The organism is Streptococcus downei MFe28, from assembly GCF_900459175.1.
Lineage (GTDB): Bacteria > Bacillota > Bacilli > Lactobacillales > Streptococcaceae > Streptococcus > Streptococcus downei.
The window spans coordinates 583,270-598,350 of sequence record NZ_UHFA01000002.1; the positions used below are offsets into that span (position 1 = coordinate 583,270).

A 15,081-nucleotide genomic window follows, 5' to 3' on the forward strand; every position below is an offset into this window, starting at 1 on the left:
AAAGCGAAATTCTCTAAGGGGACAGCAAGTCCATCCTTTGTTTTTAAACTTGCTTCGCCCGTTTAAACTACTTGGTTCGTTAGCAAACCTCAAAACTTGATATAGCTTTCAGGTTCTGATTTTAACATCGTTTAAAAAGAGTTGGGCAGGAGCTCAACTCTTTTGTCTTGGCAGGCTATGAGTATTGGGTGTTGGTAAGCTGATGTCGGCTTTGAGCAGGGCCTCTTGATAGAGGCGATAGAATTGCGAATAAATCTTGGCCTGTTGACCATTTTGGACAAAGATGTCAACTCGAAAGATAAATTGGCCGTTAGTGGCTGTGCGTGGGCCCAGAACATTCGGGACACCAACGATTTCTGGGGACTTAGGGACCTCAGTTTCGTTAACGTCTTTGATGATTTGGGTCACCCTGTCCAGATTTGTTGAGGCATAGATGGGAATGTCAATCTGGGCTCGCATATCGCCACGTGATTTATTACTAACTAATAATATTTCCCGATTGGGGATGAAGTGCAGGGTCCCATCAAAGTCACGGATTTCAGTGGTTCGAATTCCTACGCTGGAGACAATACCAGAGACTTTATCTACTGTGACAGAGTCTCCCACATCAAATTGTCTCTCAATCAGGATGAAGAAACCGTTAACCAAGTCCGACAGGAATCCTTGAGCCCCAAGCCCAATAGCCAAACCAGCAATTCCAGCACCGGCTAAGAGACTGGAAACCGGTAGACCTAAGATCGCGAGAATCCAATAGATGAGTAGGAAGTAGAGGAAATAGTCCATAACATTATGAAAGAGCCTGATTAATGTCTTTCGCCTGCCTTCAGTCTGGCCCAAAAGCCTTGGAGAATGGCTAAAGAATTTATCAAAGGCCCAGTTAGCAATCTGTTTGCCAATGATAAAGGCAAAGATAAGCAGGACTAGTTCGATGGCCTTAGCCAGTAAATTAACAGCTAAATCCTCAAAATGGAGGGATTCCCAGTATTTGATTAAAATTGACATCGTCATTCCTTTCGAGGTTTCAGAGCTTTTGCCTATTCAAGGCGGAGGTTTTTATACGCAGTCTTCCAAGGTTACACATTTTTGTGGGTGAGGGCAAAGCCATCATAGGTGTTTGTCTCAGTTTTTCAGTTAGTCCACTATTATCAGTTGTGATGGAGTCAGGTTCAGGACTAGCAACTTCCAGAAGAAGATGGGTCACTACTACTTTGGATCTCTCAGTCCGCCAAGTGCACCCAATCTGAGATTTTTAAACGATAAAGGTGTCGCTGACTTTGCTTGGCCCATTTTTTAGACTAGTGACTCTTTTAGTCTAACAAAAAAACGGGAAGCTGCCTATTTTTTCCCTAGAATAATCAGGTAATCCTTTTAAAAAGCCTTTATTTATGATAGACTAAGGTGTATTACGATTTTTAAGGAGAAAAAGATGTCTGTATCATTTGAAAACACTGCTACAAATCGTGGCGTGCTTACATTTACCATCAGTCAAGAACAAATCAAACCCGCCCTTGACACAGCCTTCAATAAAGTCAAAAAGAATTTGAATGTCCCAGGTTTCCGTAAGGGTCATATGCCACGTGCGGTCTTCAACCAAAAATTCGGGGAAGAGGCTCTCTACGAAGATGCTTTGAACGCTATCTTGCCAGCAGCCTATGAAGCAGCCCTGGCTGAAAGTGGCCTCGATGTTGTGGCGCAGCCAAAAATTGATGTCGATTCAATGGAAAAAGGTCAAGACTGGTCTATTAAGGCAAAAGTCGTTACCAAGCCAGAAGTTAAATTGGGTGACTACAAGAACCTAGAAGTTTCTGTTGATGAAAGCAAGGAAGTCTCTGATCAAGAAGTAGACGATAAGGTTGAGCGGGAACGCAACAACTTGGCAGAGTTGACCATCAAAGATGCTGCTGCTGAAAACGGTGATACCGTTGTTATCGACTTCCTTGGGACTGTTGATGGCGTTGAATTCGACGGTGGTAAGGGAGATAACTTCTCTCTTGAACTCGGTTCTGGTCAATTTATCCCAGGTTTTGAAGAACAATTGGTTGGTGCTAAGGCTGGTGATGAGGTTGAGGTTAAGGTAACCTTCCCAGCTGACTACCAAGCAGAAGACCTAGCTGGAAAAGATGCTGTCTTTGCAACCAAGGTTCACGAAGTTAAATCTAAGGAAGTTCCAGACCTTGATGATGAATTAGCCAAAGATATTGACGAAGAAGTGGAAACACTTGATGAGTTGAAGGCTAAGTACCGCAAGGAATTAGAAGCTGCTAAGGAAATTGCCTACGACGATGCTGTCGAAGGGGCTGCTATCGAAAAAGCTGTTGAAAATGCTGAAATCGTTGAATTGCCAGAAGAAATGGTTCACGATGAAGTTCACCGTACTATGAATGAATTCTTGAGCAATATGCAACGCCAAGGCATCTCTCCTGAAATGTACTATCAATTGACTGGTACGACTGAAGAAGACCTGCATAAACAATACGAAGCAGATGCTGACAAGCGCGTTCGTACTAACCTTGTCATCGAAGCTATCGCAGCAGCAGAAGGTTTCGATGCTACTGATGAAGAAATCGAAAAAGAAATCACAGATTTGGCGACTGAATACAACATGCCAGCCGATCAAGTGCGTTCCCTTCTTTCAGCTGATATGCTCAAGCATGACATCACTATGAAGAAGGCTATCGAAGCCATCACAAGCTCAGCAAAAGTCAAATAAGGCTAGAACTAGCTGATAAAAAGACCGCCATTGGTGGCCTTTTTTATCGCATTAAAAAGTTTTGACTGTCCCGTTGACCATTGAAGCTGAAAAAGTTGTCTGCACTACCTCCTTTTGGTCCTTAGTAAGGAAAAGCCAAGCTACTTCCGAGGGACGCTCTTTAAGAAGGGACTGACAGACTCATCAGAAAAAGATATGATTCCCTTAAAAATTAGTAATAGACAAAAGGTGATTTTTAGCGTAAAATAATAAGTACTGAAAAATAGGTCAGATAGCAGGTTTTGGTTATTTGGCCTTTGCTATTTCTGATTAGGTCTATCAATCTTCTTCACCTGAAGGAGTTTTCTGCCGTAAAAGCTATCCTTTTTGGTGAAAAGTGGCAGCTGGCCTAATTTAATAAGATAAGATGAGGAGACCACCTTGGAATTAGAAGTATTTGCTGGACAAGAAAAAAGCGAACTGTCAATGATTGAAGTTGCCCGTGCTATTTTGGAATCACGTGGGCGTGATCACGAAATGTACTTTAGCGACTTGGTTAATGAGATTCAAAATTACTTAGGAAAATCCGATGCAGACATCCGTCAGGCCCTCCCATTTTTCTATTCTGATTTGAACACCGACGGTAGCTTCATTCCGCTTGGAGAGAATCGTTGGGGTCTGCGTTCTTGGTATGCCATTGATGAAATCGATGAAGAAGTCATCACCCTTGAAGAAAATGGGGAAAATGCACCAAAACGTAAGCGTAAACGGGTCAATGCCTTTATGGATGGTGATGAAGATGCCATTGACTATAATGATGATGATCCAGAAGATGAAGATAACTTCACGCCAACAGATGTTGAATATGACGAAGAAAATCCTGATGATGAGAAGTCAGAAGTCGAGTCCTACGATTCTGAAATCAATGAAATTATCCCTGATGATGAAGTCAACGACGATGATGATGTTGACTTGAATGAATCGGACGATGATGACGAGGAAGAAGAAACTGAGAACGACTGATTTTCCGATTGACAAACCCCCTTAGTTAATCTATACTAATTATCGGGCACCTCTTTTAGAGGTCGGAAAGCTCCCTACTTGAATAGGGGGCTATTTTTATTTTTGTTCAGGGACTAAAGGCTTAGGATCCCAGATTCTAAGTCTGATAGTCTTGGGCATTCGGGTATTTTGCACTGGGCTGGGGGAGGTTTACCCCCTAGCAAGCGAAAATACTGCCAACCGTCTTGTTTTTGCTTGACTTGGACTTTTGGTCTTAGGTCCTAGTTTTAATGATAGAGTTGAAGGAGTTTGTATGACAAAGTACATTTTTGTGACAGGTGGCGTGGTTTCTTCTATCGGTAAAGGGATTGTCGCAGCCAGTTTGGGTCGCCTTTTGAAAAATCGTGGTCTCAAGGTGACCATTCAGAAGTTTGACCCTTACATTAATATTGACCCAGGAACCATGAGCCCTTACCAACATGGGGAAGTTTATGTTACTGATGATGGGGCTGAGACGGACCTTGACCTGGGTCACTACGAACGCTTTATTGACATCAACCTCAACAAATATTCTAATGTTACAACAGGTAAAATTTACAGCGAGGTCCTTCGTAAGGAGCGTAAGGGGGAATATTTAGGAGCAACTGTTCAGGTTATTCCCCATATTACTGATGCCCTCAAGGAAAAAATCAAACGGGCGGCGACAACGACAGATTCCGATGTTATCATTACAGAAGTCGGTGGGACCGTTGGTGATATTGAAAGCCTGCCTTTCTTAGAAGCCCTGCGACAAATGAAGGCTGATGTGGGTTCTGACAATGTCATGTATATCCACACGACCCTCCTTCCTTATCTGAAGGCAGCCGGCGAAATGAAAACCAAGCCAACTCAGCACTCTGTTAAGGAATTGCGGGGGCTGGGTATTCAGCCTAATATGTTGGTCATTCGGACCGAACAACCAGCTACCCAAGGAGTCAAAAATAAACTGGCTCAATTCTGTGATGTGGCACCAGAAGCTGTTATTGAATCACTGGATGTTGACCACATCTATCAAGTACCGCTCAATATGCAGGCTCAAGGCATGGACCAAATTGTCTGTGACCACCTGAAATTGGATGTGCCTAAGGCGGACATGACCGAGTGGTCAGCCATGGTTAACAAGGTCCTCAACCTCAAGAAATCTACTCGAATTGCCCTGGTTGGGAAATATGTTGAACTACCGGATGCCTACCTTTCTGTTGTGGAAGCCCTTAAGCATTCTGGTTATGTCAATGATTCGGCTATTGATCTCAAGTGGGTCAATGCCAATGATGTGACAGCTGAAAACGTGGCAGACCTGCTTGGAGATGTTGATGGTATCATTGTCCCTGGTGGTTTTGGTCACCGTGGAACGGAAGGGAAAATTCAAACCCTTCGCTACGCTCGGGAAAACGATGTCCCAATGCTGGGCATCTGTCTGGGTATGCAGTTGACCTGTGTTGAATTTGCCCGTCATGTTCTTAATATGGAAGGGGCTAATTCATCGGAATTAGATTCTGATACTCCTTATCCTGTTATTGATCTGATGCGTGACCAGGTGGATGTTGAAGATATGGGGGGGACTCTGCGTCTAGGCCTCTACCCATGTAAGCTGAAACCAGGTTCTAAGGTAGCAGCCGCTTATAACAACCAAGAGGTTATTCAGCGTCGCCACCGTCATCGCTACGAATTTAACACCAAATATCGGGAAGCCTTTGAAGCTGCTGGCTTTGTCTTTTCAGGGGTATCACCAGATAATCGTCTGATGGAAGTGGTGGAATTACCAGATAAGAAGTTCTTCGTGGCAGCTCAATACCACCCAGAATTGCAAAGTCGTCCTAATCGTGCCGAAGAACTTTATACAGCCTTTGTCACTGCCGCAGTTGAAAACAGTCATTAAGAATAAAAAAAGAAGATTTAAACAGAAAATCTGATTTTACTAGGCTCTATAATATCTAGAGTGGCTTAGCTCCATCTCGGATATTATGGGTTTTTTATATGTATCAAAAAAGTCCCATATGACTATAATAAACAGCAATAGAGCCATCATTATAGCCGCATGGGACATTTTTTCAGTGTAGCAAAGAATCAAACGAATAAACTACCCGAATGACAAACATGTTTTTGTTCCAACCATTGGTATAATTGATCAATTCCAAAATGACAAAAACATATTAGCTATTATTAAAATACATTCCAGTAAAAAAACTCCAAAACAGATAACCTTGACAATACCGCTGCGGCTGCGTTTGGAAATTAAGACTAATATTGCGAAACTTAATAGTATTAATGCATAAATAGTATACATCATATAGTCAGTCAATCTTTTTATAATGGTGTATTATAACCAACTCCAGCACCAAGTACAGCGCCAGCAGCTCCACCAGCTTTAGCACCAGCAAGAGCTCCAGTGACACCTCCAGCGATGGCACCAATCCAACCTTCACCTTGAACTTGTGCAAGGTAATCGGCATCCAAAGACTCAAACTCCTCAAAAGCTAAAGTATTTATACTGAAACTCCTTTAAATAAGTATAATTTTTACATTCGTTGTGTTATAAAAGTAGTTAACAAAACAAATACGTTTATAGTTTAAGCCTTTTAAAAGGAAAAATCAAGAAAATTTTTATAATTGTTGTAATTATTTATCTTATAGAAATCAGTCAATAATTCTTCTGATATTTTAATTTATTTTCATATTAATATTTTAATAAAAATTGTCATACATAATTATAAAAGGAGAGGAATTTAAGTAGGAAGTATTGATGAGATAAGTGTTGTAGTTACTTTTTTGTAGATTTTACTTCAGGGCCTTCCAATGAAACAAAAAAACTCTTGACACTGCCTTAGTTAGTTGATATAATTTATCTTGTTATTGCGGAAATGGCGGAATTGGCAGACGCGCAGGACTAAGGATCCTGTGGCCGCTTAAGGCTGTGAGGGTTCAAGTCCCTCTTTCCGCATGCTAAGAATCGACTGAGGTCGGTTCTTTTTTTGTAAATTTGGGGAAGCTAGCGTCTCGGCAAAGAAATTTGCCAGTTTCGGAAAAACGCTTCCAAGTCTGATTAAGGCTAGTTTTTTGTAAGGATTTGTGCTAGAATTAACATTGTAAACGGGTTCAACCCGAAAAATAAATAGGAGGCCTTTATAATGGCAATCGTTTCAGCAGAAAAATTTGTCCAAGCAGCTCGTGACAATGGTTATGCAGTTGGTGGATTTAACACAAACAACCTTGAATGGACTCAAGCTATTTTGCGTGCCGCAGAATCTAAGAAAGCCCCAGTGCTTATCCAAACTTCTATGGGTGCTGCTAAATACATGGGTGGTTACAAGGTATGTAAGAACTTGATTGAAAACCTTGTAGAATCAATGGGTATCACTGTACCAGTTGCTATTCACTTGGACCACGGTCACTACGAAGACGCTTTGGAATGTATCGAAGTTGGCTACACTTCTGTTATGTTTGATGGTTCACATTTGCCAATTGATGAAAACCTTGAAAAAGCTAAGGTTGTTGTTGAAAAGGCTCATGCTAAAGGCGTATCTGTCGAAGCTGAAGTTGGTACTATCGGTGGTGAAGAAGACGGAATCATTGGTGATGGTGAATTGGCACCAATTGACGATGCTAAAGCAATGGTTGCTACCGGTGTAGACTTCTTGGCAGCAGGTATCGGTAACATTCACGGTCCTTATCCAGAAAACTGGAAGGGCCTTCATCTTGATCACCTTGAAAAATTAGTTGCGGCTGTGCCTAACTTCCCAATCGTCTTGCATGGTGGTTCAGGTATTCCTGACGATCAAATTCAAGCAGCTATCAAACTTGGTGTTGCTAAGGTAAACGTCAATACGGAATGTCAATTGGCCTTCTGTAAGGCAACTCGTGAATTCGTTCATGAATTTGATGCCAACGAAGCTGAATACATGAAGAAGAAGCTCTTCGACCCACGTAAATTCTTGAAACCTGGTTTTGAAGCTATCACAGAAGCTGTTGAAGAACGTATCGATGTATTCGGTTCAGAAAACAAAGCTTAATAAAGTTTAATGAAGAGATCCACCTTGGGTGGGTCTTTTTTTTATAGCTCTCAATGGAGCGGGCCAGAATGCCAAAGATGAATTTAGGACTATCATGCAGTTTGAGCCAGAGCGAAAACTAGGTTTCCGCGATTATCTAATCGTCCAAGGTCGGCGACTGCCTGTAAGTGGGGTAGTCTGTTTCGATGGCTTGTAAAGAAGGCGTGAAATTAGTTAAACTGAGAAGCTTGTTTAGCAAATAAATTTCGATCCTTTGATTTGAGGCATGGAGGGGATTGCTCTTTTTCCCTTGCTATCGTAAAATGAGGTTAATTGTGATTGAATTGGAGAGAGCTGGGAGTTTAAGATGAAAAAATATTTCTTGCCTTGGAAGGACGGCGGTCGTCCGCTAGAAGCCTTTCTGGCAGTTGTGGTCTTTTATATTGGAAATTTCTTTATGCCTGCTTGTCTGAATGCCTTAGCAGTTCTTGATGGCCTGACAAGTGAACAGAAAGGCCTCTTGTCAGATCTTCTTGTCTTAGTCCTTCTCCTTACTTATCTATTTAGGCGAGGCTTCCGTTTGAATGAATCTGGGAGAGATCTTTTTAGCCAAAAATTTATGCTTATTTTAGTTGGGGCTTGCTCTTTGATTTGGCTCAGTGATTTTGTGGCTGTCTCACTTGGGTCCTACATTAAAGGAGCGACTTATCGACTCAGAATCAGGAAGCGCAAAAATCTGCTATCAATGGGGCTCAGTCAGTAGCCTATCCGGTTTCGGTCAATCTTATGGGACCAATTTTTGAGGAGATTCTCTTTCGAGGGCTTCTCTTCAAATATGTTTTTTCCAAACGGTCTTGGCTAGGTTTGGTCCTTGTCAACCTACTTTTTGCCTTTATTCATACCCCAACTGACTTCTTGAGCTGGTGCTACTTTTTTGTGCCAGGTGTCGTATTTACCCTGACCTATTGGTTATCCAAGCGAATTGAACTTCCAATCTTGGTGCATATCTTAACCAATTTGACCGCCTCCCTTCAACTTTTACATTAAATTCTTCAAATAGCTTGCCAAGCTTATTGAATTCTGATAGACTACTAAGGTATGTGGTGCTAGCACATCCGTAAAAAATAAAAATAGGAGGATGAAATCAAGATGGCAAAAGTGTGTTATTTTACAGGCCGTAAAACAAAATCAGCTAATAACCGTTCACACGCGATGAACAAAACTAAACGTGCCGTTAAACCAAACTTACAAAAAGTTACGATCCTTGTTGATGGTAAGCCTAAAAAAGTTTGGGCTTCAGCTCGTGCCCTTAAATCAGGGAAAGTTGAACGTGTTTAATAACTAAATGGAGCCGATTGGCTCTTTTTTTCTTCTCCTTTGGAATTAGTAGAGGAGGTAGCCAGGCCGCTTCTAGTGACGGGTGTACATCACCAAGCGCTTTAGCACTTAGGTGATTTCCTTTCTTGTATTTTTGTACTTTGGCTTTGGTTTATGATAGAATAAGATGATAAAAACTTGAGAGGTGGCAAGATGACTGTAAAGATTAATACAAAAGATGGTCAAATTGAGCTATCTGATGACGTTATTGCAACAGTTGTCGGAGGTTCAGCGACAGAAATTTTTGGAGTGGTCGGGATGGCTAGCAAGAGTGCCATTAAGGACAATTTTCAAGCTCTTCTGCGCAAAGAAAACTATTCTAAGGGTGTTGTTGTTAAATCCTTGGATGATGGGATTACAGTTGATGTTTACACGGTCATGAGCTACGGTGTTAAAATCAGCGAAGTTTCTAAAAATATCCAAGAGCGTGTGAAGTTTAATCTGGAAAATCAGCTTGGTATCCATGCTAATGTGGTTAATGTTTATATTCAAAATATTAAAGTTGTAGGAGAAGATTAGTGGCAAATATTACACCCAGCCTCTTCCAAGAGATGGTGCAGGCGGCTGCAACCCGTCTTGGTAATCAGGCAGAATATGTCAATTCTTTGAATGTCTTTCCTGTTCCTGACGGTGATACTGGAACTAATATGGGAATGACCATTGAAAATGGTGCGAAGGCAGTCGCTGATCAACCAGCTTCAACTGTTGGTCAAGTTGGTCAGGTCTTGTCTAAGGGACTGTTGATGGGGGCACGCGGAAATTCAGGTGTTATCACTTCGCAGTTGTTCCGCGGATTTGGTCAGGCCATCAAGGATAAGGAAGAATTAGATGGTAAAGCTCTGGCAGAAGCCTTTCAAGCAGGGGTCGAAGTTGCCTACAAGGCGGTTATGAAGCCTGTTGAAGGAACCATTTTGACGGTTTCGCGTGGGGCGGCAACTGCAGCCCTCAAAAAGGCAGAATCAACCGATAATGCGGTTGAGGTTATGCGAGCTGCTCTTGACGGAGCCAAGGCTGCCTTGGCTAAGACACCGGAGATGTTACCCGTTTTGAAAGAGGTTGGTGTCGTTGATTCTGGTGGCCAAGGCTTGGTCTTTATTTATGAAGGCTTCCTATCTGCTCTGACGGGTGATTATCTTACCTCAGAAGAGTTTCAAGCAACCCCAGCTAATATGAGCGAGATGATCAATGCCGAGCACCATAAGTCTGTTGCTGGACATGTGGCTACTGAGGATATCAAGTTTGGCTACTGTACAGAAATCATGGTTGCCCTTCGTAAAGGCCCTACCTATGTCAAAGACTTTGATTACGAAAGCTTCCGAAATTATCTCAATGAACTGGGGGACTCCCTTCTAGTCGTTAATGACGATGAGATTGTCAAGGTCCATGTCCACACCGAAGATCCTGGTTTAGTCATGCAAGAAGGGCTCAAGTACGGTGCCTTGGTCAAGGTAAAGGTGGACAATATGCGAGGCCAACACGAGGCGCAATTAGAAAAAGAAGCAACTCAAGAGCCTGTGCCAGCCAGTTCGGCTAAGGACTTTGGCCTCATTGCAGTGGTTGCTGGTGATGGCTTGGCAGAAATTTTCAAATCACAAGGTGTTGATGTGGTTATTTCAGGTGGCCAAACCATGAATCCATCTACCGAAGATATTGTTAAGGCTATTGAGTCCCTTAATGCCAAGAATGTGATTATCCTGCCGAATAATAAGAATATCTTTATGGCGGCCCAATCAGCTGCTGACGTTGTGGACATTCCCGCAGCGGTCGTCGAAAGCCGCACCATCCCTCAAGGCCTGACCAGCCTTTTAGCCTTCAATCCAGAGCAAAGCTTAGAGGATAACCTTAGTGCTATGACGGATAGCCTAGCAGATGTTGTTAGTGGTAGTGTCACCTTAGCAGTCCGTGATACCAGCATTGACGGCTTGGAAATCCATAAGGATGATATTTTGGGCATGGTCGATGGCAAGATTCTTGTCTCAAATCCGGATATGGAGACGGCCCTGCTAGCGACTCTAGAAAAGATGATTGATGAGGATAGTGAAATTGTCACCCTCTATATTGGTCAAGATGGTCAGCAAGATCTTGTTGAGAAATTAACGCAAGCCTTGACTGATAAGTATGAGGAAATTGAAGTAGAGGTTCACCAAGGTGACCAACCCGTCTATCCTTATCTATTTAGTGTTGAATAAGTGTTTAACAAGTTGGCTTAGGCTCTTTCGGAGTCTAGGCCTTCTTGTTTATCGGATAGAGGTTGGCTTAATTTGGGGCTTGCAGTAGTGGAAAAAGGGACTGTTTGTCACCCTTTTGATTTTTGAGGCGTCTTTGGAGACAGTTGGAGAATTTTCTCATTTTGACTTGCAATATTTTCTGAAAATGTTATTATAGACACAAGATTTTTGAATTTTTAGAAAAATCCGCAAGATTCAGACAAAGGAGGTAGTATGAACCAAATAAGATTAGAAAAAGCCAAGACGGGCTCTGATTTACTTTTAGACACTCTGGTGGATTTGGGAATTCAGACTATTTTCGGTTACCCCGGTGGGGCTGTTCTTCCTTTGTACGACGCTATTTACCAACATGATGACATCCATCATATTCTGGCACGTCACGAACAAGGAGCGCTTCATGAGGCAGAAGGTTTTGCCAAGTCAACAGGAAAAATCGGTGTTGCCCTTGTGACCAGTGGACCCGGTGCTACTAACGCCATTACGGGTATTGCGGATGGCATGAGTGATAGCGTGCCTATGCTGATTTTTACAGGTCAGGTTGGTATGGCGGGGATTGGTAAAGATGCCTTCCAGGAAGCTGATATTGTTGGGATTACCATGCCAATTACCAAGTACAATTATCAGATTCGAGATGCCGCTGATATTCCACGGATTGTGACCGAGGCCGTTCATATTGCAACGACTGGTCGTCCTGGCCCTGTTGTCATTGACCTCCCCAAGGACATTGCAGCAGCTAGGGTTACTAGCTACAATGACCCTAACTTGGATTTGCCTAGCTATCAACCCAAGGTTGAGCCGAATGGCCTACAGATTAAAAAACTCCTCAACCAGATCAAGCGCTCCAAGAAGCCTTTAATTATTGCAGGTGGTGGTGTCAATTACGCGGGGGCCTCTAAGGAGTTGATTGCCTTTGCAGAAAGGTATAATATTCCGGTTGTTTCAACGCTTCTGAGTCTAGGAACTATTCCTATCGATCATCCTCTGGCCTTAGGAATGGGAGGCATGCATGGTTCTTATGCCTCTAATATGGCTATGACCCATTGTGACTTGATGATCAACTTTGGCTCGCGCTTTGCCGATCGTCTAACAGGAAATCCTAAGACCTTCGCAAAGAATGCAGTGGTAGCTCATGTTGATATTGATGCTGCTGAGATTGGTAAGGTTGTCCCAACGGCTATTCCCATAGTTGGAGATGCCAAGGAAACCCTGAGCTTACTTTTGGCCGAGGAAAAGGTCAGAACTCGTCATGATGCTTGGACTGAGGAAGTTCTAGCTAATAAGGCTAAAGCACCTTTCTCTTACAAGCATGACCAAGAAGTCATTAAACCTCAAGAGGCCATTGAAAGGATTGGTCAGCTGACGGATGGGGAAGCCATTGTTGTGACCGACGTTGGGCAACATCAGATGTGGGCAGCTCAGTTCTACCCTTTCAAAAATGAGCGTCAGCTTATTACTTCAGGGGGACTAGGGACTATGGGCTTTGGTATTCCGGCAGCTATTGGGGCCAAGTTGGCAAATCCAGACAAGGAAGTTGTTCTCTTTGTTGGTGATGGTGGCTTCCAGATGACCAACCAGGAACTGGCCATTCTCAACGGTTATGGTCTTCCTATCAAGGTCGTCCTCATTAATAATCATTCTCTGGGAATGGTTCGTCAATGGCAGGAGTCCTTCTATGATGAACGTCGTAGTGAATCGACCTTTGATGATGAACCCAATTTCCAACTTTTGGCTGAGGCCTATGGGATTGTCCATTATCAGTTTTCTGACCCCAAGACTCTGCAAGAGGATTTGCAAGTCATTACAGAAAACAAGCCCATGTTGATTGAGGTCAATATCTCTAATCGTGAACATGTTTATCCTATGGTTCCTTCTGGAAAATCCAATGCTGAAATGATGGGGGTGAGCTTCGATGCGTAGAATGTTAACAGCCAGGCTTCGCAATACAGCTGGAGTTCTCAATCGTTTCACCGGAGTCCTTCTGAGAAAGCAAATCAATATTGAGGAAGTTTCGGCAGGACATACGGAAGAAGAGGGTGTGACTCGGATTACCGTCATCATTGATGTCGCCAGTTTAGAAGAGGCTGATTTGATTATCAAGCAACTCAATCGCTTGATTGATGTCATCCGAGTGCGTGATATTACAGATGTTCCTCACCTAGAGCGGGAAGTCATCTTGATTAAGTTGGCGGCTCCAGTTCACAAGCGTGCTGAGATTTTGGCAGTCATTCAGCCATTTCGGGCTAGCGTTATTGATGTTGCCTTGAAATCAATTACGGTTCAGGTTACAGGGGATGCTAGCAAGATTGATGCCCTCTTGCGTGTTGTCGAACCCTATGGTATTCAGAATGTTGCCCGAACAGGAGCAACAGGTTTCTCTCGAGATTTATCCTAATACTCAATAAAAATCAATCTAGCCAAGGCAACGAACTGCAGGCTGTACTTGGGTACGGCAAAGTGAGTTAACGATGGATAGTTTTGATTTTTGAAGAGTATAAAAATCTCTCTTAATCAAGTTAACCCTAGCCGTAAGGCTAAACTATAATTTTTAGAAAAGAGTGTTGTAATTATGGCAGTAGAAATGGAATATGAAAAAGATGTAACAGTTGATGCCCTTGCGGGTAAAAAACTTGCCGTCGTTGGTTATGGTTCTCAGGGCCATGCTCATGCCCAAAACTTGCGTGATTCAGGATATGATGTCATCATTGGTGTTCGTCACGGTAAGTCCTTTGATAAGGCTAAAGAAGATGGCTTTGATGTTTATGAGGTTGGCGAAGCAACTAAATTAGCCGATGTCATCATGGTTTTGGCACCAGATGAAATCCAAAAAGATATTTACGCTAAGGAAATCGCCCCAAACCTGTCTTCGGGTAATGCTCTTGGCTTTGCTCATGGTTTCAACATTCATTTCGGTTATATCAAGGCACCAGAAGATGTTGATGTCTTCATGGTGGCACCTAAGGGACCAGGTCACTTGGTTCGTCGTACTTTTTCAGAAGGATTTGGGGTACCAGCTCTCTATGCTGTTTACCAAAATCCAACGGGACATGCACAAGAGATTGCTATGTCTTGGGCTAAAGGACTTGGATCAGCTCGTGTGGGTCTATTGACGACAAGCTTCAAGGAAGAAACCGAAGAAGACCTCTTTGGGGAACAAGCAGTCCTTATGGGTGGCTTGACACACTTGATCGAAGCTGGTTTTGAAGTTTTGACCGAAGCTGGCTATGCACCACAATTGGCTTACTTTGAAGTGCTCCATGAAATGAAATTGATTGTAGACCTAATCTACGAAGGTGGCTTCAAGAAGATGCGCCAATCATGTTCAAATACTGCTGAATTTGGTGACTTCGTCACTGGTCCGCGTGTTATTGGACCTGAGGTTAAGGAAAATATGAAGGCTGCTCTTACTGATATTCAATCAGGTAAATTCGCTAAAGAATTTGTTGAAGACCACGATGCTGGCTTCCCACGCTTGAAGGCTTATCGTGAAGAAGCAGAAAATCTTGAAATTGAAAAGATTGGTGCTGAATTGCGTAAAGCCATGCCGTTCGTCAGTCAAAATGATGATGATGCCTTCAAGATTTACGAATAAGCAGATGTGATTAAGAGATGAAAGAAGGCGGAAGCCTTCTTTTTTCGTGACTAGGTCACCAAGTCTATTAGCTGGGTTAACCTAAAAAGTTTAGAATAAAATACGCGGGTAAATTCCCAAAGTAAGTTCCACCTATTCGTAATCTGGAATTTAGTCTGAACTCAGTGG

General features: G+C 42.7%; 14 protein-coding genes and 1 tRNA gene. 13 read left to right on the forward strand and 2 right to left on the reverse strand.

Going from position 1 to position 15,081, the window contains the following annotated elements:
• Positions 1 to 153 precede the first annotated feature (153 nt).
• On the reverse strand, positions 154 to 1,002 hold the full coding sequence (locus tag DYE66_RS02860) for a mechanosensitive ion channel family protein (RefSeq protein ID WP_003000741.1): 849 nt from the start codon (positions 1,000 to 1,002) through the stop codon (positions 154 to 156).
• A 424-nt stretch (positions 1,003 to 1,426) separates the two neighbouring features.
• On the opposite strand from DYE66_RS02860, the gene tig reads away from it, so the two are divergent.
• The 3 genes from tig (at position 1,427) to DYE66_RS02875 (ending at position 5,609) form a co-directional block, all read left to right on the forward strand.
• Positions 1,427 to 2,710: a trigger factor gene (tig, locus tag DYE66_RS02865; protein ID WP_003000680.1), complete on the forward strand. Its 1,284-nt coding sequence runs from the start codon at positions 1,427 to 1,429 to the stop codon at positions 2,708 to 2,710.
• A gap of 420 nt (positions 2,711 to 3,130) precedes the next feature.
• Positions 3,131 to 3,712 (forward strand): DNA-directed RNA polymerase subunit delta, encoded by a 582-nt coding sequence (rpoE, locus tag DYE66_RS02870; protein WP_003000729.1) that lies wholly within the window; start codon positions 3,131 to 3,133, stop codon positions 3,710 to 3,712.
• A 292-nt stretch (positions 3,713 to 4,004) separates the two neighbouring features.
• Positions 4,005 to 5,609: a CTP synthase gene (locus DYE66_RS02875; protein ID WP_003000739.1), complete on the forward strand. Its 1,605-nt coding sequence runs from the start codon at positions 4,005 to 4,007 to the stop codon at positions 5,607 to 5,609.
• Between the two features lie 428 nt (positions 5,610 to 6,037).
• Here DYE66_RS02875 and DYE66_RS02880 read toward each other — a convergent pair whose 3' ends face one another.
• Entirely contained in the window at positions 6,038 to 6,187 is a 150-nt protein-coding gene (locus DYE66_RS02880; RefSeq protein ID WP_003000664.1) for a hypothetical protein, read from the reverse strand.
• A 398-nt stretch (positions 6,188 to 6,585) separates the two neighbouring features.
• Between DYE66_RS02880 and DYE66_RS02885 the strand changes: the two genes are divergently transcribed.
• From DYE66_RS02885 to ilvC, 10 genes are all read left to right on the forward strand, one after another.
• A tRNA-Leu gene (locus tag DYE66_RS02885) sits at positions 6,586 to 6,671 on the forward strand.
• A 187-nt stretch (positions 6,672 to 6,858) separates the two neighbouring features.
• The gene (locus tag DYE66_RS02890) at positions 6,859 to 7,740 is read left to right on the forward strand and encodes a class II fructose-bisphosphate aldolase (protein WP_003000703.1); all 882 of its coding nucleotides are present in this window, start codon (positions 6,859 to 6,861) and stop codon (positions 7,738 to 7,740) included.
• A 346-nt stretch (positions 7,741 to 8,086) separates the two neighbouring features.
• The gene (locus DYE66_RS10955) at positions 8,087 to 8,482 is read left to right on the forward strand and encodes a hypothetical protein (RefSeq protein WP_244914162.1); all 396 of its coding nucleotides are present in this window, start codon (positions 8,087 to 8,089) and stop codon (positions 8,480 to 8,482) included.
• A 23-nt stretch (positions 8,483 to 8,505) separates the two neighbouring features.
• On the forward strand, positions 8,506 to 8,766 hold the full coding sequence (locus tag DYE66_RS10960; RefSeq protein ID WP_003000727.1) for a CPBP family intramembrane glutamic endopeptidase: 261 nt from the start codon (positions 8,506 to 8,508) through the stop codon (positions 8,764 to 8,766).
• 102 nt (positions 8,767 to 8,868) lie between these two features.
• Positions 8,869 to 9,057 carry a 50S ribosomal protein L28 gene (rpmB, locus tag DYE66_RS02900; protein WP_002960104.1) on the forward strand — a complete coding sequence of 63 codons (189 nt, stop codon included), beginning with the start codon at positions 8,869 to 8,871 and terminating at the stop codon, positions 9,055 to 9,057.
• Positions 9,058 to 9,249: 192 nt separating this feature from the next.
• A complete protein-coding gene (locus DYE66_RS02905; RefSeq protein WP_003000699.1) occupies positions 9,250 to 9,615 on the forward strand; it encodes an Asp23/Gls24 family envelope stress response protein in 366 nt (121 codons plus the stop codon).
• Positions 9,615 to 11,285 (forward strand): DAK2 domain-containing protein, encoded by a 1,671-nt coding sequence (locus tag DYE66_RS02910; protein ID WP_003000705.1) that lies wholly within the window; start codon positions 9,615 to 9,617, stop codon positions 11,283 to 11,285. The genes DYE66_RS02905 and DYE66_RS02910 overlap by 1 nt, the downstream gene beginning before the upstream one ends.
• 252 nt (positions 11,286 to 11,537) lie before the next feature.
• Positions 11,538 to 13,241 carry an acetolactate synthase large subunit gene (locus tag DYE66_RS02915; protein ID WP_115324885.1) on the forward strand — a complete coding sequence of 568 codons (1,704 nt, stop codon included), beginning with the start codon at positions 11,538 to 11,540 and terminating at the stop codon, positions 13,239 to 13,241.
• On the forward strand, positions 13,234 to 13,716 hold the full coding sequence (gene ilvN, locus DYE66_RS02920; protein ID WP_003000695.1) for an acetolactate synthase small subunit: 483 nt from the start codon (positions 13,234 to 13,236) through the stop codon (positions 13,714 to 13,716). The genes DYE66_RS02915 and ilvN overlap by 8 nt, the downstream gene beginning before the upstream one ends.
• 174 nt (positions 13,717 to 13,890) lie before the next feature.
• The gene (gene ilvC, locus DYE66_RS02925) at positions 13,891 to 14,913 is read left to right on the forward strand and encodes a ketol-acid reductoisomerase (protein ID WP_019788521.1); all 1,023 of its coding nucleotides are present in this window, start codon (positions 13,891 to 13,893) and stop codon (positions 14,911 to 14,913) included.
• Positions 14,914 to 15,081: the final 168 nt, after the last annotated feature.

Coding starts and splice junctions, on each gene's coding strand:
- DYE66_RS02860 (WP_003000741.1), bottom strand. CDS start 1,002: ATGTCAATTTTAATCAAATACTGGGAATCCCTCCATTTTGAGGATTTA.
- tig (WP_003000680.1), top strand. CDS start 1,427: ATGTCTGTATCATTTGAAAACACTGCTACAAATCGTGGCGTGCTTACA.
- DYE66_RS02875 (WP_003000739.1), top strand. CDS start 4,005: ATGACAAAGTACATTTTTGTGACAGGTGGCGTGGTTTCTTCTATCGGT.
- DYE66_RS02890 (WP_003000703.1), top strand. CDS start 6,859: ATGGCAATCGTTTCAGCAGAAAAATTTGTCCAAGCAGCTCGTGACAAT.
- DYE66_RS10955 (WP_244914162.1), top strand. CDS start 8,087: ATGAAAAAATATTTCTTGCCTTGGAAGGACGGCGGTCGTCCGCTAGAA.
- DYE66_RS10960 (WP_003000727.1), top strand. CDS start 8,506: ATGGGACCAATTTTTGAGGAGATTCTCTTTCGAGGGCTTCTCTTCAAA.
- rpmB (WP_002960104.1), top strand. CDS start 8,869: ATGGCAAAAGTGTGTTATTTTACAGGCCGTAAAACAAAATCAGCTAAT.
- DYE66_RS02905 (WP_003000699.1), top strand. CDS start 9,250: ATGACTGTAAAGATTAATACAAAAGATGGTCAAATTGAGCTATCTGAT.
- DYE66_RS02915 (WP_115324885.1), top strand. CDS start 11,538: ATGAACCAAATAAGATTAGAAAAAGCCAAGACGGGCTCTGATTTACTT.
- ilvN (WP_003000695.1), top strand. CDS start 13,234: ATGCGTAGAATGTTAACAGCCAGGCTTCGCAATACAGCTGGAGTTCTC.
- ilvC (WP_019788521.1), top strand. CDS start 13,891: ATGGCAGTAGAAATGGAATATGAAAAAGATGTAACAGTTGATGCCCTT.